This is a genomic window from Rathayibacter tanaceti (assembly GCF_001634385.1).
Lineage (GTDB): Bacteria > Actinomycetota > Actinomycetes > Actinomycetales > Microbacteriaceae > Rathayibacter > Rathayibacter tanaceti.
In genome coordinates this window covers 24,059-47,601 of the sequence record NZ_LIIN01000003.1, presented here as the reverse complement: position 1 = coordinate 47,601, position 23,543 = coordinate 24,059, and the positions used below count along the sequence as shown (strand labels likewise).

The following is a 23,543-nucleotide window of genomic DNA, read 5'->3' as shown; positions in this document are numbered from 1 at the left end:
TCTCCGGGAGATCCGGCGCATGGCACGGGAGCGCTTCCGGGCCGGGATGCGAAGAGGCCCGGAGTCTGCGACTCCGGGCCTCTTCCGCTGCATACACAGCCACTGGGGTGAGTAACGGGGCTCGAACCCGCGGCCTCCTAGACCACAACCAGGCGCTCTGCCAACTGAGCTATACCCACCAGGAGTGCGTTCCGCGAGGCGCACCCCGCGAAGCAACTGTACGAGAGTACTACATCCGAGGAGCGAACTCGTCCACCACCGCGGCCGAGACGGCCTGCACCTCGGCTGTCGTCGGGCCTGGCTCCGCCACGAACACGGCACGACGGTAGTAGCGGAGCTCACGGATGCTCTCAAGGATGTCCGCGAGGGCACGGTGACCGCCGTGCTTCGCCGGCGCGTTGAAATAGATGCGCGGGAACCAGCGGCGGGCCAGCTCCTTGATCGTGCTGACGTCGACGTTGCGGTAGTGCAGGTGGGAATCGAGCCGGGGCATGAACTTCGCGAGGAAGGCCCGGTCGGTGCCGATCGAATTGCCGGCGAGGGGGGCGTGCTGTTCGGAGGGCACGTGCTTGAGCACGTACTCGAGCACTTCGTACTCCGCCTCGGCGACACTCACGCCGGAGGGGATCTCAGTGAGCAGACCCGATGTCTCGTGCATGCTGCGCACGAAATCGCCCATGTTCTCGAGCGCGGTCGTGTCGGGCCGGATCACGATGGAGAGGCCTTCATCGAGGGGCTCGAGATCGAAGTCGGTGACGATGACGGCGATCTCGACGAGTTCGTCGACGGAGAGGTCGAGCCCCGTCATCTCGCAGTCGATCCAGACAAGACGGTCGGGGGCGCTACTCATGGCGGCAGTCTATCCGCGGGCACGGACAGCGGCGTCCGGAGCCGGTGGAGCCTCCTACACTGGACCCTCGTGATGACGCTCGTTTGCTGGACCCTGATCGTCAACGCCGTGTGGAACGCCGTCGTCTGGCCGCCGTTCCTCCGCCGCGTGCGCAGGGACCCGCGCGCCCGCGGTGTGGACGGTCGCGCGACGACCTTCCTGCGGGTTCACACCGTCCTGATCGGGATCTCGCTCGCCCTGGCCGCGATCTCCCTGGTGGTGGGCGTCCTCGGCCTGGTGCGGGGCGCCTGACCGTCCCACGACGAGGACGCCGCACTCCCGTCGCCCGGTATCCTGATCGACGCACGCCCCCGTAGCTCAGCGGATAGAGCAGGAGCCTTCTAATCTCTTGGTCGCAGGTTCGATTCCTGCCGGGGGCACCACGCTGGCGAAGGCTGTTCGCCCTTGCTCTTCTCCCTCTCCGGCAGAGTACGCACGATTCCTCCCGACCCGTTTCTCCGGTCCCGATCGGGAGCGCTGCACGATGACCTTTGCCTCCTCTTGGTCAGACCCTCTCCGGCTGCACTGTCGGGTCATCGTGTCCAGATACGGGAGTTCCTCCGCTGCCCTGCCCTTCGGATGAGGAATCGCGGGTCGTGCACCACTAACACACCGGTAAATCAGAGGCAACACCGGCGTGTTTCCCACCCGATGGCGTTTGAGTGTCGTTCAGGCACCTAGTCTTGGGGTGACCGGAATTACAACGACGTAACGAACGGAGGTACGACCATGCTGCTCCTCGCCATCCTCGGTGGAATCGCCGTCGCGTGGACGATCGTCGCGGCGCCACTCGCCGTGCTGGTCGGCCGAGTTGCCCGTGCACGAGATGCACACAGCTGAACCGTACGAGATGCACCACCCGCACGACAGAGAGGGCCCCGACCGCGTCAGCAGTCGGGGCCCTCTCTGCATCCTCCGTTCGGGAGCTCGCTCAGATCGGGTCGGTCGCAGAGACCGGCTCAGTCGGAGGGACGGCCGTCGTCGACCGAGGGCCTTCCAGCATCGTCGGCGCTGGACCTCGCGAAGCGCGCCTCGTCGGCTCGGACGACCGCATCGTCCTCGTCCGCTGAAAGGCTGCTCGGCCCCTGGTCCTGGGTAGCTCCGTCGGCTCGGGCGTCTCGGCGGGCGCCGGCGACGATTGCTGCGAGCCCTCGACAGGAGCCGTCCGGTTGGTCTCGACGGGAGGGAGCTCCTCGACGGGACGTTCCCGAGACGTCACCTCCAGGCGGTCGACATCGGCGAGGAGCCGGCTGGTCTCGTCCTGCGACGGGTCGGCGTCTGCCGGCGGAAGAACGATGGTCGGGGTGGGTCGCTGGTACTCGTCCGGTCGCGCCGGGGCGGCTCCGACGACGACGGGCGACGCGGCCGGGGCTGCCGTGTCCGCGACGGCGGCCGGGGGCTGCTGGCCAGCGACAGGTCGGTCCGGCATCAGGAGCTGCTCGGCGTCGGTGGCCTCGGCCTCGTGGTCGCGGCCGGTCTCGGAGAAGCGCCAACGCTCGAGGTCGGCGAGAAAAGCCTTGCGTGCACGGCCGGGCCTGTCCCGCCACTGCACGAGACGGTCGCGGAACTCTCCCACGCTCGCCTGCGTCTGATAGCCGCCGGTGCTCGACGTGTGCTTCAGCTCGGCCAGTTCGTGCGCGGCCCAGTTGGCGGCGACGCCGGAGCCCTTGACCGGCAGCAGTCTGAGATGGGTCTCCGCTTGAGCAGAGGCGCGATCGCTCAACACCCGCTCGGACTGGCTCAGCACGTTCCAGGCGGAGGCGTCGACCGCTGCATCCACCAGCGTCGCGATGATCGCGTTCTTGCGCTCGTGGTCCTGCTGGCGGATCAGCCGTGCGATCGACGCGCGGAACACCGACGCGGTGACGACGACGCCGATCACCACCGCGAGCAGGATGACCGCGGCGGTGAAGATCGCCTGATGCCCGTCGCTCGTGCGGATCCAGGACAAGAACTCGTTCCACTGCATGAGGCGAACGCTAGCCGCGGCGACCTGCGCAACGGCGTCGGCACGCCGCCTGGCGGGGGATCGACCTCCTGCGGCGCGGGCCCGGACGGCCACGGGGGATCTCGCGCCCGCTCATCACCCCGGTGGGCACGGTCGCGCTGCGCTCAGGCGACCCGGAAGACCTCGACGGCGTCGTTGACGTTCCAGAACTCACCGAGCTGGGCACCCGCCGGCATTCCGGCGCGCAGCAGCCGGGCCCGGTAGCGCTCGCCCTGCGGATCGTCGACCAGCTCGATGTGGCCGACGACGGCTCCGGAACCCGTGCTGACGCGCCAGAGACGGGAGTTGACCCGGGTGAGAGTCGGCGGTGTGCGGGTCGCCTGCAGCGTGGACAAGGACATCGGTTCCTCCTGCTCGAGTCTCGGAGCACCCCTCGGCCGAGTGCTGTCGCAGACTACGGCCGACCTCCGACATCCCCGCCGGCGATCAGCGGAGGGTCGTCCCGTGCACCGCGAACTCCTCGATCGCTTCGATCTCGTCAGCGGAGAGTGGTCCGGCGTCGAGAGCGGCGACGTTCTGCTCGAGCTGCGCGACACTCGAGGCTCCGATGATCGCGCTCGTCACTGTCGGGACCCGCAGCACCCAGCTGAGCGCGAGCTGTGCAAGGGATTGCCCGCGTTGCCGGGCGAGGGCATTCAAGCCGCGAGCGCGGGTGAGGTAGTCCTCGTCGATCCGCTCCGAGGAGAGGAAGCGTGAGGTCGCCGCGCGCGACCCCTCCGGCACGGATCCGTCGAGATAACGATCGGTCAGCAGGCCCTGAGCGAGGGGCGAGAACACGATGCAGCCGGTGCCGAGCTCGTCGAGCACGGAGAAGAGGCCGTCCTCGGGTCCGCGGTCGAAGAGCGAGTAGCGCGGCTGGTGCAGAAGGAGGGGGACACCGGCAGCGGCGAGCGCCGCCTCCGCCGCACGGGTCTGCTCGGGAGAATAGTTCGAGACGCCGACGTAGAGGGCCTTACCCTGCTGGACCGCCGTGGCGAGTGCGCCCATCGTCTCCTCGACGGGTGTCTGGGGATCGGGTCGATGCGAGTAGAACACGTCGACGTAGTCGACGCCGAGCCGCTGGAGGCTCTGATCGAGCGACGAGAGCAGGTACTTCCGCGAGCCGCCGTCTCCGTACGGACCGGGCCACATGTCGTAGCCGGCCTTCGAGGAGAGAACGATCTCGTCGCGGTACGGCCGAAGGTCCTCGGCGAGGATCCGGCCGAACGCCGTCTCGGCGGCGCCGTAGGGGGGGCCGTAGTTGTTGGCGAGGTCGAAGTGGGTGATCCCCAGGTCGAAGGCGCGGCGGAGGATGGCACGCTGCGTGTCGAGCGAGCGGTCGGATCCGAAATTGTGCCAGAGCCCGAGGGAGAGGGCGGGCAACTGCAGGCCACTCCGTCCGGTGCGTCGGTAGTCCATGCGGTCGTAGCGGGTGGGGGCGGCGGCGTAGCTCACGCCGTGACTCTAATCGAGTCGGAGCCGCGCGCGGAATGCGGCGGCTCCCGAGGGTGTTTGATTCAAGGACGTGCCCGGCGCCCCGGCCGCGTCGACGCGACAGGAAGTGAGTGACCACGCAATGCGCACATTCGTACTCGCCGGAGGATGCTTCTGGTGTCTGGACGCCGTGTACCGCGTCCTCGACGGCGTGACCGAGGTCGTCTCCGGCTACACCGGCGGACGCACGACCGAGCCCGACTACGAGGACGTCTGCTCCGGACGCACCGGGCACGCCGAGGCCGTCGCGGTCACCTTCGATCCCGATGTCATCCCCGAGCAGGTCATCCTCGACGTCTTCTTCACCCTCCACGACCCGCGGCAGCTCAACCGGCAGGGCAACGATGTCGGCACGCAGTACCGTTCGGCGATGTTCTACTCGACCGACGAAGAGAAGGAGCTGTTCGAGGCCGCCCGAGATCGCGCATCGGAGTGGTGGGACGGCCAGATCGTCACGGAGATATCCCCGCTCGGCGTGTACTACCCGGCGGAGGACTACCACCAGGACTTCTTCGCGAAGAACCCCGGTCAGGGGTACTGCCTCGCTGTCGCTCTGCCCAAGGTGAACAAGATCCGGAAGTCCTACTCGACGTACATCAGGGCTTCATAGGCCTCCTCCACAGGGGCCGATATCTGCGATCCCTCCCCAGAAGGGCCCTTCTCCACCCCGGAGGCGGGCCCTTCGTCATGACACTGTTCCTGCGGCGCCCGAGTGGTACCAGCCCCCTCCACTCGGGCGTCGCACCCGGCGCATCAGCGGCGGGTGCCCAGAACGAGAGGACACCACCATGACCGACACGCTGACCGTCATCGGAGTCATCGGCACGGAGCCACGGAGCATCGACACGACGAGCGGTGCCGCGATGACCAGTTTCCGCCTCGCCTCCGCGCAGAGGCGTTACGACCGCGCCGAGCAGCGCTGGGTGGACGGCTCGACGAACTGGTACACCATCACCGCCTTCAACGGCCTGGCCGGAAACGCCCTGGCCTCGCTCGCGCGAGGCGACCGGGTGGTCGTCACCGGGCGTCTCGCGGTGAAGGCGTGGGACTCTGGAGGCAGGACGGGCACCGACGTCGTGGTCACCGCCGAGGGCATCGGCCACGATCTCGCCTGGGGAACGACGCGCTACACGAAGACCATCGCGCGCGCATCCGCTCCTCACGCCTCCGCCACGACGCCCGGGTGGAGTGAGGACCAGCCGAATGGTCACGAGGCACCGAAGGACTGGGGCGCTGCCCCCGAGAGTGCGCCGACGGCGGCCGGCGTGGAGGAGGGCGGTGCGACGCCCTCGCTAGAATCCGGTGACACCCCGTTCTGAGGGGTCGGAGCGAGGTCCGCTCCTGTCAGGAGGAACCGGGTGAGGACACAGACGCAACGGCTCCGGCTCGTACTCGCGATCGGCGCCCTGACCCTCGTCCTCGTCGGCTGCACGGAGTCGGATGTGACGGAGCCTCTCACCACCCCCAGCTCCGCGGAGGCCTCGAGTGCGGCCCCCGCACCGGTCGCCTACCTCGCGGGCGGCACCGCCGAGCAGAACCTCCCGGTCTTCGATCGGACACTGCGCGATGTCGCCGAAGCGGATCCGCAGGTGGCGGGCTCTGCGGTCGTCGACGCACTCGTCGCGGCGGGCTTCCCCCGCGACTCGATGCAAAGGACGGCCGATGAGACCTCCGTAGGCCTGGACGCCGATTCGGTCCAGGTTGCGGTGAAGCTCGGCGACTCCTGCCTGGTCGGTCAGTACGGTCCGCGCAGCGGCGGCGTGCGTGCGGTCGTCGCGGCGCCGATCGCGACGGGTGCCTGCCTGATCGGACGCACTGTTCCTGTCGACGGCTGATCCGCAGTGATCCGCGGCCGGTCGAGCGATCTCGAGGGCCGGAGATGCGGACGCTCCGCGGGTCGGCGGGGTCTTCTCGCGCGATAGTCGGAAGCATCCCGATCATCAGCGCGCTCGATGATGTTCACTGGGAAGTCGGAGAACCGCTCACCGGCTCTCCGTCGAGTCGCCGAATGATCTCTCCAGCGAAGAGGAGTGTTCCGAAGAATTCTCCGAACCTCTTCACCCGTCGATCTCCGCCGTGCGATGCGGGGAATTGCAGTGCCGGATAGGATTCGATGTCTGATCAGTGGCGAGCTCCTGTGCGGCGCTTCGCGAGATCGACGCTCCGACGGCTGACGTCGGTGCACCACGACGACGGGGGAGCCACCGTATGACCGCTGACCGATCGCACCGGACGCCCCGAGCGAGATGGCTGCGCACGGCGATAGCGGCGGCAGGCGTCGCCGCTCTCGTCGCCGCGGGCGTGACCAGCGGAGCAGGGACGGCCTCCGCGGTCACCCGCTCCGTCTTCGTGGCGGGTTCGCCGTACGACTGGTCCATCACCGAGGACTACGCGGCCGCGCAGGTCGCCCCGGTCGCGGGCAACGCGACCGAGCTCGAGGTCACCCTCTCCTCGTCGGCGCGACCGAGCACGCCCTACCCGGACTTCTCCCAGGTCCAGTGGGCGCTCGGGGGCAGTGCCCTGACAGGCACGAGCACCCTGACCGGCGGCAGTCGGACGTTCCGCATTTCGATGAACCGCACGCTCTCCTCCTTCGGAGGCGGGACCGTCCCACTGCGGATCAGCGCGCAGAAGGAGCCGCTCAGCTCCGTCACGCTGCCGCTGGGCCAGCCGTTCGACATCGGGTACGACCTGTTCACCACCGCGATCCTGACCATCGGACCTGGCACAGGGGGCACGCTCGGACGCGTCGACCTGTCGGCCGACGCCGCATCTCTCCAGCGGGGCGGATCGTTCTGGGGCGGCAACGCCTCTGCGACCGACATCGCGGGCAGCGACGTCGTCGTCCTCGAGACCAGCGTGCCCGGCTTCTTCGATCTGCAGGGCATCAGCGCGAACGTCGGTCCCAGCAGGTCGGAGCGGGTGCCGGCGCAGGCCGTCGTCGACAGTGACAAGTCCTCGATCGCGGTGACCATACCCGCCGAGGCCTACAGCGCTTTCGCCGGCAGGACGGGCAGTGCAGTGCAGGTGTCCGGCGTGAGCCGGGGCGGCACGCAGCCCGCAGGCGCCACCGTGAACGTCGATACGGCCGTCCGCGTGACGGGAGCGGGTCCGACCACACCGCCCACGACTCCGCCCACGCCGACTGCTACGCCCACGCCGACCGCCACGCCTACGCCGACTGCCACGCCCACGCCGACGCCTACCGCGACGCCCGTGCCCGGCAAGCCGACCGTCTCGCGCATCGCCGGGACCGACCGCCAGGGCACTGCGGTCGCCGTCTCGAAGCGCACCTTCGGGTCGAACGTCCCCGTCGTCTACATCGCCACGGGCGAGAACTTTCCCGACGCGCTCAGCGCAGGTCCCGCCGCCGCGAAGCAGGGCGGGCCGCTGCTGCTCGTCGATCGCGGATCGATGAGCCAGGTGGTGCGGGATGAGCTCATCCGCCTGAAGCCCGCGAAGATCGTCGTCGTCGGATCCGAACTCAGCGTCGGCAACCAGGTCTACGCGGAGCTCGCGGGCTATGCGAAGAACCGTGACATCAGGCGCCTGGGCGGCGTCGACCGGTACGACACGTCGAAGCTGATCATGCAGTACGCGTTCTCCGGCGGATCGTCGAGGGCCTGGCTCGCGACGGGCGAGAAGTTCCCGGATGCTCTGAGCGCCAGCGCGGCGGCGGGCTCGGTCGACTCCCCGGTCGTCCTCGTCAACGGGACTCTGAGCGCTGCCGACCCAGTCACCCGCGGGATCGTCAGCGGTCTGGGGGTGATGACCCTCACCATCGCGGGCTCCGAGCTCTCGGTGAGCGCGGGCATCGAGAGCTCGCTGCCGGTGCCGACGATCACGCGCATCGGCGGAATCGACCGGTACGACACCTCCGAGAAGCTGAACAGGGCGGCTTTCACCTCGGCGAAGACGGTCTACCTCGCCACCGGCGAGAAGTTCCCCGACGCCCTCGCCGGAGCAGCGGCGGCCGGATACACGAGCAGCCCGCTCTTCGCTGTCCAGCCGACCTGCGTGCCCCGTGCTGTGCTGGCCGACATCACCTCGTCCGGCGCCACCGAGGTCATCCTGCTCGGCAGCGCTGCGACACTGTCCGACTCCGTCGCGGCTTTGACGCCCTGCGGCTGAGACGCTCCTCCTGTCGATGACGGGCCTCCGCCCGCCCAGCCGACCTGCGCCGGAGGGGTGGGCGGAGGCGGCCCGCGCGGCCGACGCACGACACCGACTTCCCGTTATCCTCGATACGTGCGGACGGTCACGCGCCCCGCGTACCGCGTCGGGGCCAGGCCGGCGTTGCTTCCCCGCCCCAGACTCCGACAGCCCTGTGGCGCGGAGCGTGCGGCGAGCGGGCGTCGCGACTCCGCGCAGACCTTCGGAACGTGAGGATTTGGTGTGGCTGAATACATTTACTCGATGGTGCGCGCTCGGAAAGCGGTCGGCGACAAGCTGATCCTGGACGACGTCACCATGTCGTTCCTGCCGGGCGCGAAGATCGGCGTGGTCGGCCCCAACGGCGCCGGCAAGTCGACGATCCTCAAGATCATGGCGGGGCTCGACACCCCCAGCAACGGAGAGGCGCGGCTCAGCCCGGGCTACTCCGTCGGCATCCTGATGCAGGAGCCCGAGCTCGACGAAACGAAGACTGTACTCGAGAACGTGCAGGAGGGCGTCGGCGAGATCAAGGCCAAGATCGATCGCTTCAACGAGATCTCCCTGGCGATGGCGGATCCGGATGCGGACTTCGACAGCCTGCTCGCCGAGATGGGAACCCTCCAGGAGGCCATCGACGCCGCGGACGCGTGGGACCTCGACTCCCAGCTCGAGCAGGCCATGGACGCGCTACGGACCCCGCCGGGGGACTCCCTCGTCACGAACCTCTCCGGAGGCGAGAAGCGCCGAGTGGCGCTGACGAAGCTGCTGCTCCAGAAGCCCGATCTGCTGCTGCTCGACGAGCCCACGAACCACCTCGATGCCGAGAGCGTGCTCTGGCTCGAGCAGTTCCTCTCGAAGTACCCCGGCGCCGTGCTCGCCGTCACCCACGACCGGTACTTCCTCGACAATGTCGCGGAATGGATCGCCGAGGTCGATCGCGGTCACCTCTACCCCTACGAGGGCAACTACTCCACCTACCTCGAGAAGAAGCAGGCGCGTCTCGAGGTGCAGGGCAAGAAGGACGCGAAGCTCGCCAAGCGCCTCAGCACAGAGCTCGACTGGGTCCGCAGCAATGCGAAGGGCCGTCAGGCCAAGTCGAAGGCCCGCCTTGCCCGCTACGAGGAGATGGCGGCCGAGGCCGAGAAGACGCGTGTCCTCGACTTCGAGGAGATCGTGATCCCGGTCGGCCCTCGACTGGGCGCCCAGGTGATCGATGCGAAGAAACTGCACAAGCAATTCGGCGAGCGGGTCCTCATCGAGGACCTCAGCTTCACCCTGCCCCGCAACGGCATCGTCGGCGTCATCGGCCCCAACGGAGTCGGCAAGACCACGCTGTTCAAGACGATCGTCGGGTTCGAGCCCCTCGACTCCGGCGACCTCAAGATCGGCGAGACGGTCGACATCTCGTACGTCGACCAGAGCCGCGGCGGCATCGATCCGAGCAAGAACCTCTGGGAGGTCGTCTCTGACGGCCACGACTACATCACGGTCGGCAAGACGGAGATCCCCTCGCGCGCCTACGTCTCGCAGTTCGGCTTCAAGGGGCCCGACCAGCAGAAGAAGGCGGGCGTGCTCTCCGGTGGAGAGCGCAACCGCCTCAACCTCGCCCTGACGCTCAAGCAGGGCGGCAACCTCCTCCTGCTCGACGAGCCGACCAACGACCTCGACGTCGAGACCCTCGGCAGCCTCGAGAACGCGCTGCTCGAGTTCCCCGGCTGCGCCGTGGTGATCACCCACGACCGGTGGTTCCTCGATCGGATCGCGACGCACATCCTCGCCTACGAGGGCACGGAGGAGGACCCCGCGAACTGGTACTGGTTCGAGGGCAACTTCGAGGCCTACGAGGAGAACAAGATCGAGCGCCTGGGCCCCGACGCCGCGAAGCCGCACCGCTCGGCCTACCGCAAGCTCACCCGCGACTGATGCGCCTGCACGTCGCCATTCCGCTCCGCTGGTCGGACTTCGACGCCTACGCGCACGTCAACAACGCCGAGATGCTGCACCTGCTCGAGGAAGCGCGGATCCAGGCGTTCTGGCGGCCCGATTCGCCGGGCGAGGGCGGGCAGGCGACGGCGGTGCTCGACGCCAGGCCGGGTGCGCCCACCATCACTCTGATCGCGCGACAGGAGGTCGAGTACGTCGCACCGATCCCCTACATGAAGGCTCCGATCGACGTCGAGCTGTGGATCGGGCGGATCGGCGGCGCGAGCCTCGAGGTCTGCTATGAGCTGTACTCACCGGACGGCGTCTCGCCTCGGGTTCTCTACACCCGGGCGATGACGACACTCGTCATGGTGACGGCGGCGACCGGGCGCCCGGAGCGCATCTCGGACGCGCTCCGTGAGGCCTGGGACCCGTACGTCGAGGAGACGATCGCCTTCTCGAAGCGGAGCTGAGGGATCAGCGTCCCGGGACGCGCACCATGCCCTCCTGGGCGACGCTCGCCACGAGCCGGCCGTCCCGTGCGTAGATCCTGCCGAGCGAGAGTCCGCGGCCGCCGGACGCGCTCGGCGCCTCCTGGACGTAGAGGAGCCACTCGTCGACCCGTGCCGGTCGGTGCCACCACATCGCGTGGTCGAGGCTCGCCATTCGCAGGCCCGGTGTCGTCCAGGCGATGCCGTGGCGACGGAGGGTCGACTCGAGGATCGTGTAGTCACTCGCATACGCGAGGGCGGCGCGGTGCAGCAGGGGATCGTCCGGCAGTGCTCCGAGCGAGCGCATCCAGATGCTCTGGTGCGCGACTCGCTGCGGATCGGCGCGGAGGTAGACGGGCTGCTCGACGTGGCGGACGTCGAAGGGCCGCTGCGTCGCCCAGAAGTTGCCCACCGGGTGGTCGATGCCGGCGAGGACCTCCGCAGTGCTCGGCAGCGACTCCGGCTCGGGAACTCCCTCCGGCATCGGTGCCTGGTGCTCGAGCCCCTCGTCCTCGGTCTGGAACGACGCGATCATCGACAGGATCGGCTGACCGTTCTGGTAGGCCTGCGTCCGTCGGGTGCAGAAGGATCGGCCGTCGTGGATCCGGTCGACGGAGAAGGTGATCGGGAGGCTGACGTCGCCCGGGCGGAGGAAGTAGCCGTGCATCGAGTGCACCGGGCGCTCCTCGACGGTGCGCCCCGCTGCGACGAGCGACTGGGCGAGCACCTGGCCGCCGAAGACCCGTCCCTCCGGCGTCCACTGGGAGGGGCCGGTCGAGATGTCCTCGCTGGTGCGTGCACCGGTGTCGGTCAGATCGAGTGCGGCGAGGAAGGAGGACAGGGGATCGGGCACGGTACCTCCGGGGTGTCGGACGGCGGGCCGGGCGGCCTCCGGGTAAGTTTACCGACGCGATGAGTTCGTCCTTCTCCCTGGCGGATCCGCCGAGCCTCTCGGATCTGCGCGTCTTCCTCGGCCGATCGGCACGGGTCGAGGACGGCGCCGTCCGCCTCCTCGCCGAGGATCACGTGCTCGCGGCCTACACAGCCGTGCTGCAGCCGAGGGGGCTGCTCGACCGCTCGGCGACGATCCTCGGGCTGCGGGTCTTCGCGCTCGAGGAGGCCGCCGGGTTCGACCGGGTCGTCCCGATTCGCGCTCTCTCGGACCGCCTCGCCCGCCTGCAGTGGGAGCCGGGCGGTGCCGACGGCAAGCCGGTCGTCCTGCCCGACGGCGATGACGCGACGGCCGGGGCCTGGGCGGGGATCTCGCCTCCGCGGGGTGGCTGGACGCGCCGTGAGCCCGTGGACCCCGCCGTCCTCGAGGCCGTCGCCCGAGCGGGCATCGACGAGATCGCCGCCGCAGTGGGTTCCGAGACCGGTGAGCAGATCGTGGGGCGCGTGCGGACGACGGTCTGGGGGCGGCCGATGGAGGGTCTCGAGGACGTGCCCGCCGGTGCCGCCTTCGCACTCTTCGCGCTCGGTTTCCTCGGAGGGGACGATCCCGTGGCACTGCTCGAGAGCGGATCCTGGCGCCGCCTCACGTCGCGTCGCGGTCATGTTCTGGTGCGCACGCCCGGCTGACGACGCTACTGGCCGATGCTGTTCACCATCGCGTGTGCGGCCCGCTCCAGGTAGTCCCACAACAGGGTCTCGTCAGCGGGCGCGAGTTCGAGCTCGTCGACCGCGACCCGCATGTGCTGGAGCCAGTGGTCGCGCGCGTCGGGAGTGATGCGGAACGGCTGATGCCGCATCCTCAGCCGCGGGTGCCCGCGCTCCTGGCTGTAGGTGCCCGGCCCGCCCCAGTACTGCTCGAGGAAGCCGGTCAGCCGCTGGATCGCTCCCTCGAGATCCTCCGCCGGGTACATCGGCCAGAGCAGGTCGTCCTCGCGGACGCCCTCGTAGAAGCGGCGCACAAGACGCTCGAAGGTGGGCCTGCCGCCCACGTGCTCCCAGAAGCTGCGCAGCGGAGGCGTGCCGCCGATCTGCAGGCCGCTCACGACTGCGGCCCCTGCACGGGAGACGTCGCGCCGCTGTCGCCGGGCGGGCGCTGCTCCCTGGGTCGCCGCACGGCGCGGGGCAGGCGCACCGGCTTACCGTGCTCTGTGGTGATCGTGGGCGACGGCGTCGTCCGTGGCGGCTTCGCGCCTCCGACGCTCGTCGCGCCGTCGAAGCCCTCGAGGACGACGGTCGAGAGCGAGGGCAGCTTCACGTCGAGCGCGTCGAGCGCCTTCTTCACGCGGAGCCGCAGCTCGCGGGCCACATCGTCCTTCGCAGTGGTGCGGGTCTTGACGACCACCCGGACGACGAGGGCGTCGTCGGCGATCGACTCGAGCCCCCAGAGCTCGGGCCTGTCGATGATCCGTGCTCGCCACCGGCTGCTCGCCGCGAGCTCGTTCGCCGTGGCGAGGACCGTCGACTGCACCTGCTCGAGATCGGTCTCGTACGGAACGGCGAGATCGACGATGACGCGCGACCAGCCTTGCGACATGTTGCCGACGCGAACGATCTCGCCGTTGCGGACGAACCAGAGCACGCCGTTGACGTCGCGGATCTGGGTCACGCGCACCCCGACGGACTCGACCACCCCCGTGGCCTGCCCGGTGTCGACCACATCGCCGACCCCGAGCTGATCCTCCGCGACCATGAAGAGGCCGTTGAGCACGTCCTTGACGATGTTCTGGGCACCGAAGCCCAGCCCCGCGCCGAGCGCGGCGGTGAGCAGCGCGAAGGAGCCGATGAGGTCCTTGTCGATGGTGCTGATGATCATCACCAGGGCGATCACGACGATGAGGATCGAGCTGATGTTGTTGAGGATCGAGCCCAGGGTTCGGGTGCGCTGCACCACCCGGACCGCGGCGAGCGGTGAGGCCGCGATGGCCTGCGTGTCTTCCACGCGCTGACGGCGCTTCACTCCCGACACGATCTGATCGACCACGCGCCCGATGAGGACGTGCGCGATGACGCGCACGATCAGCGCGCCGAGCACGATCGCGAGGACCCAGACCACCTTCCAGAAGGCGGGGGAGTCGAAGAACGACACGGTGGCGGCGACAGGATCCGGGGTCGAGGTCTCGAGAAGCAGCATGACTCCTCCAGGCTACGGGACGCCTCCCGCGGGAGTGCGAGCGCGAGGCTGGGCGCAGGCGGTCCGAGCCCCCGCCGTCGCCGCCATATAGATTCAGAGCAGGGCCCGCCCGGCCCCACGAACCGCCCCCAGGGGAAGGACGCCCGATGCTGCACTCCACCCGGACTCCCGCCGAGAAGCGGCGCCTGTTCCGTGAGCGCCTCGCGTCACAGGAGCTGTTGCAGCTGCCCGGCGCTTTCACTCCGCTCTCGGCGCGCCTGATTGAGGCGAAGGGCTTCGACGGCGTCTACGTCTCGGGCGCCGTCCTCTCGGCCGAGCTGGGCCTCCCGGACATCGGCCTCACCACACTCACCGAGGTCGCCGCCCGGTCTCAGCAGATCGCGCGGATGACCGATCTGCCGGTCCTCGTCGACGCCGACACCGGCTTCGGCGAGCCGCTCAACGTCGCGCGCACGGTGCAGACGCTCGAGGACGCGGGAGTCGCGGGCCTGCACATCGAGGACCAAGTGAACCCCAAGCGCTGCGGTCATCTCGACGGCAAGGCGGTCGTCGACGAGGCGACGTCGGTCAGGAGGATCGCCGCCGCGGTCGACGCTCGGCGCGACCCGGATCTAGTGATCATGCCCGCACCGACATCCGCGCGCTGGACGGCCTGCCGGCCGCGATCGAGCGGGCCCAGCGCCTCGTCGACGCCGGTGCCGATGCGATCTTCCCCGAGGCGATGCGCGATCTCGCCGAGTTCGAGGCAGTCCGCGCCGCGATCGACGTGCCGATCCTGGCCAACATGACCGAGTTCGGCAAGAGCGAGCTCTTCACCGCTCGTCAGCTCGCCGACATCGGCGTGAACGTCGTGATCCATCCGGTCTCGCTGCTCCGGATCGCCATGGGCGCCGCCATGCGGGCGCTCGACACGCTGAAAACCGAGGGGTCCCTCCGCGCGGAGGTGCCGGGTATGCAGACGCGCGCCGAGCTGTACGAGCTGCTCGACTACGCCTCCTACAGCCGCTTCGACGAGGGCGTGTTCGACTTCTCGCTCGCCGAGCACTACGGCGCCTGAACTCGTCGGCGCCCGTCGGACGGGCGTCCGGCATGACCCGGCGGCGCTCCCCGGCGCCGACGTCCCCTCTCGCGAAGGAGCGAAGGATGAGCACGACAGACCAGGACATCCGCAAAGGCCTCGTGGGGGTCGTCGTCGACACGACGGCGGTCTCGAAGGTCGACCCGGCGTCGAACTCGTTGCTGTACCGCGGCTACCCGGTGCAGGAGCTGGCCGCCGCGAGGCGTTCGAGGACGTCGCCTGGCTGCTCTGGAACGGCGAGCTGCGACCCGCGAGCAGGCGACCGGGCTGGCCGCCGTCGAGCGGGCGCATCGGGCGCCGGCACCGGAGGTCAGCGCGGTGATCGACCTGCTGCCGGTCTCCGCGCATCCGATGGACGTCGTGCGCACCGCAGTGAGCGTCCTCGGCGCGCTCGACCCGGATCCGGACGCTGACGCGCCGGAGGCGGTGCTCGAGCGCTCGGTGCGCCTGTGGGCGGCTCTGCCCGGCATCGTCGCCCTGGCGCAGCGCCGGCGACGCGGGCTGCGGCCGATCGAGCCCCGCGATGATCTCGACTACTCCGAGAACTTCCTCTGGATGACGTTCGGCGCGGTTCCCGACCCGGTCGTCGTCGATGCGTTCCGGGTCTCGCTCGTGCTCTACGCCGAGCACTCGTTCAACGCCTCTACCTTCACCGCGCGCGTGGTGACCTCCACCCTCTCGGACGTGTACTCCGCGGTCACGGCCGCGGTCGGCGCGCTCAAGGGGTCGCTGCACGGAGGCGCGAACGAGGCTGTGCTGCACGTTCTCGACGAGATCGGACAGGGTCCCGACGCGGCGTGTCGATCGGAGGAGTGGCTCGCCGGCGCCCTCGGCGAGCGCCGCAAGGTGATGGGCTTCGGGCACCGGGTCTACAAGTCCGGCGATTCGAGGGTGCCCACCATGGAGGCGGCGCTGCGCCGGCTCGCCGAGCACGAGGGCGCCGCCGAGCTGATCGAGTTGTACGACGCGCTGGCCGCCGCGATGGCGGAGCGCACGGGGATCCTGCCCAACCTCGACTACCCGTCCGGACCCGCGTACCGGCTGATCGGCTTCGACACCGAGATCTTCACACCGCTGTTCGTGGCAGCACGGGTGGTGGGGTGGACGGCGCACGTGATCGAGCAGCGCGCCTCGAACGCGCTCATCCGACCGCTGTCCGCGTACGACGGGCCGGCGCGGCGCTCCGTGCCGGGGATCTGACCCGATCGGAGCACCGAGCCGACCGGAGCCTCGACCCGCCCCGGTTGCGCGAGCACCTGAGCGTCGAGCAGACGGGGCCGGTGGTGCGGGTCAGCTCTGCGCGTCGCGCGCCTGCGCCCGCAGCGCGCGCTCGACACCGGCCAGGTTCTCGATCACGAGGCGCCGCAGCGCGGGTACCTCGGGGTTCGCGTCGAGCCACGCCCGCGTCGCGTCGACGATCTCCTGCGACGGTGCGGCTGCCGGGTAGAACCCCACGACCAGGTACTCCGCGATCTTGTAGCTCTTCGACTCCCACAGCGAGCGCAGTGCGCCGAAGTACACCGGGACCATCGTCTCGAGCAGGTGCGGGTCCGCGACCCGCTGGAAGCCGAGCCCTGTCGAGCGGACGATCGTGTTCGGTGCCGAGTCGTCGGCGGTGACCGACTCCCAGGCTGCGAGTTTCGCCTCCGCCGTGGGCAGCGCCGCGCGTGCGTGCGCGGCCGACTGCTGCCCGCTGGCAGTGGTGTCGGAGTCGAGTGCCGCGTCGATCTCGTTCGCACCGGCCCGCCCGCCCGCGACGAGCGCGATCAGCAGCTCCCAGCCGAGGTCGGTGTCGATGTCGAGCCCGTCGAGCGCCGTGCCGCCGTCGAGCAGCGCCTGGACCGCCTCGAGGTGAGCGGGCGTCGAGGCGATCGCCGCGAAGAACCTCACGAACTGGAACTGCGCGTCGCTGCCGGCCTCCGCCTGCTGGGCGAGCGTCCACAGCTGGTCGCCCACCTCCTCGACGACCTCGGCCCGGTGCTCCGGGGCGACGTACTGGCCGGCGGTGGTCACCAGCTGGTTCAGCACGGTGCGCAGCGTGGTCGACTCGGTCTCGGTCGCGATGTTCCCCAGCACCAGGCGCACGAAGTCGCGTGGCGCTGACTCTGCGTCCCGGGTCGCGTCCCAGGCCGAACCCCAGACCAGCGAGCGGGCGAGCGGGTTCTCGATGCTCGCCAGATGCTCGATGGCGACGGCGAGCGACGCGTCGTCGAGACGGATCTTCGCGTAGGCGAGGTCGTCGTCGTTGAGCAGGACGAGCGCCGGCCGGGTCCGGCCGATCAGCTCGGGCACCTCGGTTCGCTCGCCGTCGACGTCGAGCTCCAGGCGGTGCACCCGCACGAGGCGGTCGCCCTCGAAGTCGTAGAGGCCGATCGCGAGGCGGTGCGGGCGGACCGTCGGATAGTCCTCGACAGCGCTCTGCAGGATCGCGAACGACGCGATCGATCCGCTCTCGTCGACCACGATCTCGGGACGCAGCGTGTTCACCCCGGCGGTCTCGAGCCACTGCGCCGACCACTGCGTGAGATCGCGCCCGCTCGTGGCCTCGAGCTCGACGAGCAGATCGCTCAGCTCGGTGTTCGAGAACGCGTGCTTCACGAAGTACTCGTGCACGCCCGCGAGGAACTCCTTCTCGCCGACCCACGCGACGAGCTGCTTCAGAACCGAGGCGCCCTTCGCGTAGGTGATGCCGTCGAAGTTGACCTGGACGTCCTCCAGATCGTTGATCGTCGCGACGATCGGGTGCGTCGACGGCAGTTGGTCCTGACGGTACGCCCAGCTCTTCTCCATCGCCGCGAAAGTGGTCCACGCCTCGGTCCACTCGGTCGCCTCGGCCGTTGCGAGGGTGGAGGCGTACTCGGCGAACGACTCGTTCAGCCAGAGGTCGTTCCACCACTTCATCGTCACGAGGTCGCCGAACCACATGTGGGCGAGCTCGTGCAGGATCGTGACGACCCGGCGCTCCCTGACCGCCTCGGTCACCTTCGAGCGGAACACGTACGTCTCGGTGAAGGTGACCGCTCCGGCGTTCTCCATCGCCCCGGCGTTGAACTCGGGGACGAACAGCTGGTCGTACTTCGCGAACGGGTAGGGGACTCCGAACTTCTCCTCGTAGAAGGCGAAGCCCTGCTTGGTCTTCTCGAACACGTAGCCGGCGTCGAGGAAGGGCGCGAGCGAGGCACGCGCGAAGACACCCAGCGGGATCGTGCGCCCGTCGGAGGAGACCAGCGAGTCCCTCTCGACGACGTAGGGTCCCGCGATGAGGGCGGTGACGTACGAGGAGATGCGCGGGGTGGGCGCGAAGCGCCAGGTCGCCGTCCCCTCGCCCGCGGGAACCGGCTCCGGCGTCGGCTGGTTCGAGACGACCTGCCACGCCTCGGGCGCCGTCACGGTGAAGCGGAAGGCCGCCTTGAGGTCGGGCTGCTCGAACACCGCGAAGACGCGACGCGAGTCCGGCACCTCGAACTGCGAGTACAGGTAGACCTCGCCGTCGACCGGATCGACGAAGCGGTGCAGGCCCTCCCCGGTGTTCGTGTACATCGCCTCCGCCACGACCGTCAGCTCGTTGTCGGCGGCGAGCGAGTCCAGGCGGATGCGCACGCCGTCGGCGACGTCCGCGGGGTCGAGCTCCGCTCCGTTCAGCGTCACGGAGTGCACGGTCCTGGTGATCGCGTCGAGGAAGGTCGACGCCCCCTCGGTCGCTGAGAAGCGCACGGTGGTGGTGCTGAGGAAGGTCTCCGGTCCTCGCGTCACGTCGAGGACGATGTCGTAGTCGTGGACCTGGATCAGCGAGGCGCGCTCCTGCGCCTCGCTCCGGGTGAGGTTGTCTCCTGGCACGGGGTGCTCCATCCGTTCGTCTCGGGCGCTGCCGCGGGCGCCTGGGTGCGGACGCCGCCGATCCACCCTAGAGCCGTCGGTGGTTTCCGGAGGCGTGGACCGTCCGATCGCCCAGGGGGTCCCTGAGCGTCACCGCGGCCCCGCACGGCGGCGTACCGTGGAGGCATGACCTCCGTGGATTTCTGGTTCGATCCCTCCTGCCCCTGGGCCTGGATGACCTCGCGTTTCGTGGACGAGGTGACCCCCGCCCGCGAGCTCGACGTGCAGTGGCACATCATGAGCCTCGCGGTCCTCAATGAGGACAACGACGTCGACGAGGCTTACCGCGCCTTCTTCCCGCGGGCGCTGCGCTACACCCGCCTCGTCTCCGCCGTCGCCGAGCGCGAGGGCCGCGAGCACGTGAAGCCGCTGTACGACGCTCTCGGCACGCGGATCCACGTCGGCGGACGCTCCGACGCCGAGGCGATCATCGCGGAGTCGCTCGCCGAGGTCGGCCTCCCCGCCGAGCTGTCCGCCTACGCCGACTCGGACGAGTACGACGGGCCCATGCGTGCGTCCCACTTCGACGGCATCGGCCGGGTGGGCCAGGACGTCGGGACTCCCGTGATCGCCCTGGGCGACGTCGCCTTCTTCGGTCCCGTCATCTCGCCCGCTCCCCGTGGTGAGCAGGCACTGGCGCTCTGGGACGGCGTCGTGGCGGCGGCCTCCTACGACGGCTTCTTCGAGCTCAAGCGCTCGCGCACCCGCGACCCGCAGTTCGACTGAGCCGACCCGCGGTACTCTGACTCCCGGCCCCGGCATCACGGGCCTCAGACGGCTTTCCGGGAGGACGAGCGCGTGCGCATCCACATCGCCACGGACCACGCAGGGCTGGACTTCAGCCGGCACCTGATCGAGCACCTCGGCGCCGCCGGTCACGACGTGATCGACCACGGCCCCACGTCGTACGACCCGCTCGACGACTATCCCTCGTTCTGTATCAACGCGGCGGCCGCCGTCGTGCGCGATCAGCAGGCGGGCGTCGAGGCGCTCGGCGTCGTGTTCGGCGGCTCCGGCAACGGCGAGCAGATCGCGGCGAACAAGGTCCCGGGCGTGCGCGCCGCCCTCGTGTGGAATCTGAGCACCGCGGTCCTCGCTCGCCAGCACAACGACGCGAACGTCATCTCCATCGGTGCCCGCCAGCACTCGGTCGAGGAAGCGACCGGCTTCATCGACGCGTTCGTCGCCGAGCCCTTCAGCTTCGAGGAGCGTCACGCGCGCCGGATCGCCCAGCTCGCCGAGTACGAGGCCACCGGCGCCATCGCGGGTCGCGTGATCGACTCCGCCGAGAAGGGCCGCTGAGTGCCCGAGGGGCACTCCGTCCACCGGATCGCACTCCAGTTCGAGCGCGACGTCGTCGGGCACCGCGTCGCCACGAGCAGCCCCCAGGGCCGTTTCGCCGAAGGGGCGGCGCTGCTCGACGGCCGCCTGGTGCTGGAGTCGACAGCCGTCGGCAAGCACCTCCTCCTCCGCTTCGAGGGCGAGCTGACGCTGCACGTCCACCTCGGCCTCTACGGCGCCTGGGACTTCCTCGGCAGGGTGTCGCCGCTGTTCCCGGACGGCACGGCGGGCAGCAGCATCGGAGCGCCCCGCCGCCGCCGGGCTGTGCGCCTGTCCGAGACCGAGCATGAGACCGACGGCGACCTCGACGAGTTCCCGCCGCCCCCCCGTCGGCGCTGTGCGCGTGCGCATCCGGACGGAGGAGACGGTCGCCGACCTGCGCGGCCCCACCGCCTGCGAGGTGATGGACCCCGCCCAGGTCGACGCTCTGCTCGCCCGGCTCGGACCGGACCCGGCGGCGGACGACTCCGACGAGGCCCGCGACCGCTTCGTGAACCGGCTGCGCCGGACGGCGACGCCCGTCGGTCTGGTGCTGATGGACCAGTCGATCGTGAGCGGGATCGGGAACATCTACCGTGCCGAGCTGCTCTACCGCGCCGGGCTCGATCCGCACACCCCCGGCAAGCAGGTGCCGCTTGATGTCGCCCGCGAGCTCTGGAGCGATTGGGCGCACCTGCTCGAGGACGGTATCCGAACGGGGATGATGATCACCCGGCGCGACCTGACCGCGCCGGAGCGCGCGAAGGCCGTGCGCAGCCATGCCGAGCGCAACTACGTCTACAAGCGCGAGGGACTGCCGTGCCGAGTGTGCGGCACGCACGTCCTGCTCGAGGAGATCGGCGCGCGCAAGCTCTACTGGTGCCCGGTGTGCCAGTCGTGACCGGCTGAGCACGAGGAGAGGACCGCATGCTCCACGACGACCACTGGGCGAACGGGCGGGACGAGCGATGACCCCCGGGCTCCTGCTGCGCGACGCGCGCCTGCTCGGTTCCTCCGGACCGGTGCCCGTGCTTCTGCGGGGCGGCCGGGTGGAGGCGGTCGGCGCCGCTGCCGAGGCCTCACCGGGAGACGACGTGCGCGAGCTCGACGGGCGCTGGCTGATGCCCGGCCTCTGGGACGAGCATGTGCATTTCTCGCAGTGGGCGATGACGGCACCGCGACTCGACCTGTCTGCCGCCTCCTCCGCCCGCGAGGTGGCGGTCACGGTGCGCCGTCGGCTGGCGGAGACCAGCGGGCCGGCCACGCTCGTCGGCTTCGGGTTCCGCGACGGCCTGTGGCCGGAGCCGCCGACGACGGCGCTCCTCGACGAGGTGTCGTTCGAGCGCCCGATCGTGCTGATCAGCGGGGACCTGCACTGCGCCTGGCTGAACACGGCCGCCTACCACCGCTACGGCTTCGGGCGGCAGGACGATCTGCTCCGCGAGGATCCGTGCTTCGAACTGGTCACGGCGCTCGGCGCCCTCAGCGACGACGATCTCGACCTCCTCGTCGACGAGGCGGCGCGTCGAGCGGCGACGCGCGGCGTCGTCGGAGTCGTGGACCTCGAGATGCGGTGGAACGTCGGAGACTGGACGCGTCGGGTCGCCCGGGGCACCCGAGCCCTCCGGGTCGAGACGGGCGTGTACCGAGACCATCTCGACCGCGCGCTCTCCGAGGGGCTGCGCTCGGGCGACGAACTGCCGGCCGGAGAGGGGCTGCTCCGGATGGGCCCGCTGAAGGTCCTGATCGACGGCTCTCTGAACACGCGGACGGCGTACTGCGCGGACCCTTACCCAGGGCACGAAAGCCGCGGCACGCTCACGGTCGACCCCGGTGAGCTGGACGCCCTGCTCGCCCGTGCCGCGGACGGCGGCATCCGCGCGACCGTCCACGCGATCGGAGACGCAGCGGCGACGGTGGCGCTCGACGCCCTGGGGCGGATCGGCGGCGGCCGGATCGAGCACGCCCAGCTGGTCGCCGACGCCGATCTGCCGCGCTTCGCCGCGCTCCGCGTTGAGGCGGGAGTCCAGCCGGCGCACGCCCTCGACGATCGCGACGTGGCGGAGCACTACTGGCCGGGGCGCACGGGACGCGCTTTCGCGCTGCGCTCCCTGCTCGACTCCGGTGCGAGCGTGGTGTTCGGCTCGGATGCGCCGGTGGCCCCGCTCGACCCCTGGGTCGCTGTCTCGGCGGCGGTCGCTCGGGCGCGGCCGGGGGAGGAGCCGTGGCACCCGGAACAGCGGGTCAGCGTCGAAGAGGCGATCGTGTCCTCCACGCGGGTGCGCCGTCTCCGCCCGCGGGCCGGCGATCCCGCCGACCTGGTCGTGCTCGACCGTGATCCGCTCAGCGCCGATGCGGAGGGCCTGCGCTCGATGCCGGTCGCCGCGACCCTGCTGGCGGGACGCCTCACCCACGGAGACTGACGGAGCATCCCTCGAGCTGTCCCGCGGGGAGCGAACTGTCGCCTCGGGCGACGCACCAGCGGCGCGGGTGGCCGCTCACCGCGCCAGGCACGTCCTGGAACGACGCACGGCCCGCCGGATCCGTGGATCCAGCGGGCCGTGCGGGGGACCGGTTCTCAGCTCTCGCTGACGTGAGCGAAGAGGAACCAGCGGTCCTTCTCGAGGCCGCGGCCGATCTCAATCGCGACGTCCTGGCTGCTCGCGTCGATCTCGGCGAGCTCGGCGATCGCCGTGTTGACGGTCGCGATCGCGACGTCCATCTGGCGGATGATCTCGACGATCGCGTTCTCGGAGCGCTGGAATCCTGGGGTGAGCGGCTCGGACTGCGTAGCGGACGCGACCGTCTGAATGCGTGCGTCGACGGGCAGGCCGAGGGCGACGACCCGTTCGGCCGCGAGGTCGGCCCACTCGATCGAGTGCGCGACGATCGTGTCGAGCAGCTCGTGCACGCCAATGAAGTTGGCGCCACGGACGTGCCAGTGCGCCTGCTTGCCGTTGACCGCGAGAGCCGTCATCTCGACGACGACGGGGCTGAGGAACTGCGCGACTCCGGATGCGACATCCGGGTTCGACGAGGTGAGCGACGTGACGGATGTGGTGGACATCGTCTGTTCCTTTCGAGAGGGGGTGACTGATCGTCAACAGTACGCAGATCCTGGGGCGTCGCAAGCAAGCGCAGGCTCGGCTCAGTCGGGAGAAGGAGAGGCTCACCTGGCCGCGAGGAGCACTGATCCGGCGGCCCACCCCGGGTCTCGCGCGGCCTCCGCCGCTACGCTCGAGCGGTCA

Annotated in this window: 20 protein-coding genes, 2 tRNA genes and 3 pseudogenes; 15 read left to right on the top strand and 10 right to left on the bottom strand. The window is 69.9% G+C overall.

Features of this window, described 5'->3' with window-relative positions; all coding sequences use genetic code 11:
- Window positions 1-103: 103 nt before the first annotated feature.
- Both ACH61_RS00860 and orn read right to left on the bottom strand, forming a co-directional pair.
- Window positions 104-179 (bottom strand) — tRNA-His (locus ACH61_RS00860).
- 50 nt (window positions 180-229) lie between these two features.
- The gene (orn, locus tag ACH61_RS00855; RefSeq protein WP_068207398.1) at window positions 230-850 is read right to left on the bottom strand and encodes an oligoribonuclease; all 621 of its coding nucleotides are present in this window, start codon (window positions 848-850) and stop codon (window positions 230-232) included.
- Between the two features lie 72 nt (window positions 851-922).
- Here orn and ACH61_RS00850 point away from each other — a divergent pair, with 72 nt between their 5' ends.
- Together ACH61_RS00850 and ACH61_RS00845 are read left to right on the top strand one after the other, a co-directional pair.
- Window positions 923-1,141: an SCO4848 family membrane protein gene (locus ACH61_RS00850; RefSeq protein WP_068207395.1), complete on the top strand. Its 219-nt coding sequence runs from the start codon at window positions 923-925 to the stop codon at window positions 1,139-1,141.
- 55 nt (window positions 1,142-1,196) lie between these two features.
- A tRNA-Arg gene (locus tag ACH61_RS00845) sits at window positions 1,197-1,272 on the top strand.
- 548 nt (window positions 1,273-1,820) lie between these two features.
- Here ACH61_RS00845 and ACH61_RS00840 read toward each other — a convergent pair.
- The 3 genes from ACH61_RS00840 to ACH61_RS00830 all read right to left on the bottom strand — a co-directional run bounded on the left by ACH61_RS00840 (window position 1,821) and on the right by ACH61_RS00830 (window position 4,331).
- Complete coding sequence (locus tag ACH61_RS00840; RefSeq protein WP_068207392.1) at window positions 1,821-2,858, bottom strand: hypothetical protein; 1,038 nt, start codon at window positions 2,856-2,858, stop codon at window positions 1,821-1,823.
- A 143-nt stretch (window positions 2,859-3,001) separates the two neighbouring features.
- Window positions 3,002-3,238, bottom strand: coding sequence for a hypothetical protein (locus tag ACH61_RS00835; RefSeq protein WP_068207390.1), 237 nt, complete (start codon window positions 3,236-3,238; stop codon window positions 3,002-3,004).
- Between the two features lie 85 nt (window positions 3,239-3,323).
- Entirely contained in the window at window positions 3,324-4,331 is a 1,008-nt protein-coding gene (locus tag ACH61_RS00830) for an aldo/keto reductase (RefSeq protein ID WP_068207387.1), read from the bottom strand.
- 121 nt (window positions 4,332-4,452) lie between these two features.
- Here ACH61_RS00830 and msrA point away from each other — a divergent pair, with 121 nt between their 5' ends.
- From msrA to ACH61_RS00800, 6 genes are all read left to right on the top strand, one after another.
- Window positions 4,453-4,980 carry a peptide-methionine (S)-S-oxide reductase MsrA gene (gene msrA, locus ACH61_RS00825; protein ID WP_068207384.1) on the top strand — a complete coding sequence of 176 codons (528 nt, stop codon included), beginning with the start codon at window positions 4,453-4,455 and terminating at the stop codon, window positions 4,978-4,980.
- 178 nt (window positions 4,981-5,158) lie between these two features.
- A complete protein-coding gene (locus ACH61_RS00820) occupies window positions 5,159-5,689 on the top strand; it encodes a single-stranded DNA-binding protein (protein WP_068207381.1) in 531 nt (176 codons plus the stop codon).
- Window positions 5,690-5,728: 39 nt separating this feature from the next.
- The gene (locus ACH61_RS00815; RefSeq protein ID WP_068207378.1) at window positions 5,729-6,205 is read left to right on the top strand and encodes a DUF6993 domain-containing protein; all 477 of its coding nucleotides are present in this window, start codon (window positions 5,729-5,731) and stop codon (window positions 6,203-6,205) included.
- Between the two features lie 373 nt (window positions 6,206-6,578).
- A complete protein-coding gene (locus tag ACH61_RS00810; protein ID WP_068207375.1) occupies window positions 6,579-8,501 on the top strand; it encodes a cell wall-binding repeat-containing protein in 1,923 nt (640 codons plus the stop codon).
- A gap of 264 nt (window positions 8,502-8,765) precedes the next feature.
- The gene (gene ettA, locus ACH61_RS00805) at window positions 8,766-10,448 is read left to right on the top strand and encodes an energy-dependent translational throttle protein EttA (protein ID WP_068207373.1); all 1,683 of its coding nucleotides are present in this window, start codon (window positions 8,766-8,768) and stop codon (window positions 10,446-10,448) included.
- Complete coding sequence (locus ACH61_RS00800) at window positions 10,448-10,921, top strand: acyl-CoA thioesterase (RefSeq protein WP_068207371.1); 474 nt, start codon at window positions 10,448-10,450, stop codon at window positions 10,919-10,921. Before ettA ends, ACH61_RS00800 begins: the two co-directional genes overlap by 1 nt.
- A gap of 4 nt (window positions 10,922-10,925) precedes the next feature.
- Here ACH61_RS00800 and ACH61_RS00795 read toward each other — a convergent pair whose 3' ends face one another.
- Window positions 10,926-11,792 (bottom strand): acyl-CoA thioesterase, encoded by an 867-nt coding sequence (locus ACH61_RS00795; protein WP_199220810.1) that lies wholly within the window; start codon window positions 11,790-11,792, stop codon window positions 10,926-10,928.
- 59 nt (window positions 11,793-11,851) lie between these two features.
- Here ACH61_RS00795 and ACH61_RS00790 point away from each other — a divergent pair, with 59 nt between their 5' ends.
- Window positions 11,852-12,517, top strand: a complete 666-nt coding sequence (locus ACH61_RS00790; protein WP_068207368.1) for a hypothetical protein — start codon at window positions 11,852-11,854, stop codon at window positions 12,515-12,517.
- A 5-nt stretch (window positions 12,518-12,522) separates the two neighbouring features.
- Here ACH61_RS00790 and ACH61_RS00785 read toward each other — a convergent pair whose 3' ends face one another.
- Window positions 12,523-12,933, bottom strand: a complete 411-nt coding sequence (locus ACH61_RS00785; protein WP_277871421.1) for a globin — start codon at window positions 12,931-12,933, stop codon at window positions 12,523-12,525.
- Window positions 12,930-14,021 carry a mechanosensitive ion channel family protein gene (locus ACH61_RS00780; RefSeq protein WP_068207365.1) on the bottom strand — a complete coding sequence of 364 codons (1,092 nt, stop codon included), beginning with the start codon at window positions 14,019-14,021 and terminating at the stop codon, window positions 12,930-12,932. Before ACH61_RS00780 ends, ACH61_RS00785 begins: the two co-directional genes overlap by 4 nt.
- A 146-nt stretch (window positions 14,022-14,167) precedes the next feature.
- On the opposite strand from ACH61_RS00780, the pseudogene prpB reads away from it, so the two are divergent.
- Window positions 14,168-15,078 (top strand): annotated as a pseudogene (prpB, locus tag ACH61_RS00775) (methylisocitrate lyase).
- A gap of 86 nt (window positions 15,079-15,164) precedes the next feature.
- A pseudogene (locus ACH61_RS00770) lies at window positions 15,165-16,299 on the top strand (bifunctional 2-methylcitrate synthase/citrate synthase).
- A gap of 90 nt (window positions 16,300-16,389) precedes the next feature.
- Here the strand turns inward: ACH61_RS00770 and pepN are convergent.
- Complete coding sequence (pepN, locus tag ACH61_RS00765; protein ID WP_068207439.1) at window positions 16,390-18,936, bottom strand: aminopeptidase N; 2,547 nt, start codon at window positions 18,934-18,936, stop codon at window positions 16,390-16,392.
- 165 nt (window positions 18,937-19,101) lie between these two features.
- Here pepN and ACH61_RS00760 point away from each other — a divergent pair, with 165 nt between their 5' ends.
- The 4 genes and pseudogenes from ACH61_RS00760 (at window position 19,102) to ACH61_RS00745 (ending at window position 22,718) form a co-directional block, all read left to right on the top strand.
- A complete protein-coding gene (locus ACH61_RS00760) occupies window positions 19,102-19,701 on the top strand; it encodes a mycothiol-dependent nitroreductase Rv2466c family protein (RefSeq protein WP_068207362.1) in 600 nt (199 codons plus the stop codon).
- A 72-nt stretch (window positions 19,702-19,773) separates the two neighbouring features.
- A complete protein-coding gene (locus tag ACH61_RS00755; protein WP_068207360.1) occupies window positions 19,774-20,277 on the top strand; it encodes a ribose-5-phosphate isomerase in 504 nt (167 codons plus the stop codon).
- Window positions 20,278-21,196 (top strand): annotated as a pseudogene (locus ACH61_RS00750) (Fpg/Nei family DNA glycosylase). It abuts the gene before it with no gap.
- Between the two features lie 67 nt (window positions 21,197-21,263).
- A complete protein-coding gene (locus tag ACH61_RS00745; protein WP_068207357.1) occupies window positions 21,264-22,718 on the top strand; it encodes an amidohydrolase in 1,455 nt (484 codons plus the stop codon).
- Window positions 22,719-22,873: 155 nt separating this feature from the next.
- On the opposite strand, the gene ACH61_RS00740 is transcribed toward ACH61_RS00745, so the two are convergent.
- The gene (locus ACH61_RS00740) at window positions 22,874-23,362 is read right to left on the bottom strand and encodes a Dps family protein (RefSeq protein ID WP_068207354.1); all 489 of its coding nucleotides are present in this window, start codon (window positions 23,360-23,362) and stop codon (window positions 22,874-22,876) included.
- Window positions 23,363-23,543 lie beyond the last annotated feature (181 nt).

Bases quoted from the DNA above. Each gene is read 5' to 3' on its own strand.
- orn (WP_068207398.1), bottom strand. From the start codon at position 850: ATGAGTAGCGCCCCCGACCGTCTTGTCTGGATCGACTGCGAGATGACG.
- ACH61_RS00850 (WP_068207395.1), top strand. From the start codon at position 923: ATGACGCTCGTTTGCTGGACCCTGATCGTCAACGCCGTGTGGAACGCC.
- ACH61_RS00840 (WP_068207392.1), bottom strand. From the start codon at position 2,858: ATGCAGTGGAACGAGTTCTTGTCCTGGATCCGCACGAGCGACGGGCAT.
- ACH61_RS00835 (WP_068207390.1), bottom strand. From the start codon at position 3,238: ATGTCCTTGTCCACGCTGCAGGCGACCCGCACACCGCCGACTCTCACC.
- msrA (WP_068207384.1), top strand. From the start codon at position 4,453: ATGCGCACATTCGTACTCGCCGGAGGATGCTTCTGGTGTCTGGACGCC.
- ACH61_RS00820 (WP_068207381.1), top strand. From the start codon at position 5,159: ATGACCGACACGCTGACCGTCATCGGAGTCATCGGCACGGAGCCACGG.
- ACH61_RS00810 (WP_068207375.1), top strand. From the start codon at position 6,579: ATGACCGCTGACCGATCGCACCGGACGCCCCGAGCGAGATGGCTGCGC.
- ACH61_RS00800 (WP_068207371.1), top strand. From the start codon at position 10,448: ATGCGCCTGCACGTCGCCATTCCGCTCCGCTGGTCGGACTTCGACGCC.
- ACH61_RS00790 (WP_068207368.1), top strand. From the start codon at position 11,852: ATGAGTTCGTCCTTCTCCCTGGCGGATCCGCCGAGCCTCTCGGATCTG.
- ACH61_RS00780 (WP_068207365.1), bottom strand. From the start codon at position 14,021: ATGCTGCTTCTCGAGACCTCGACCCCGGATCCTGTCGCCGCCACCGTG.
- ACH61_RS00760 (WP_068207362.1), top strand. From the start codon at position 19,102: ATGACCTCCGTGGATTTCTGGTTCGATCCCTCCTGCCCCTGGGCCTGG.
- ACH61_RS00745 (WP_068207357.1), top strand. From the start codon at position 21,264: ATGACCCCCGGGCTCCTGCTGCGCGACGCGCGCCTGCTCGGTTCCTCC.
- ACH61_RS00740 (WP_068207354.1), bottom strand. From the start codon at position 23,362: ATGTCCACCACATCCGTCACGTCGCTCACCTCGTCGAACCCGGATGTC.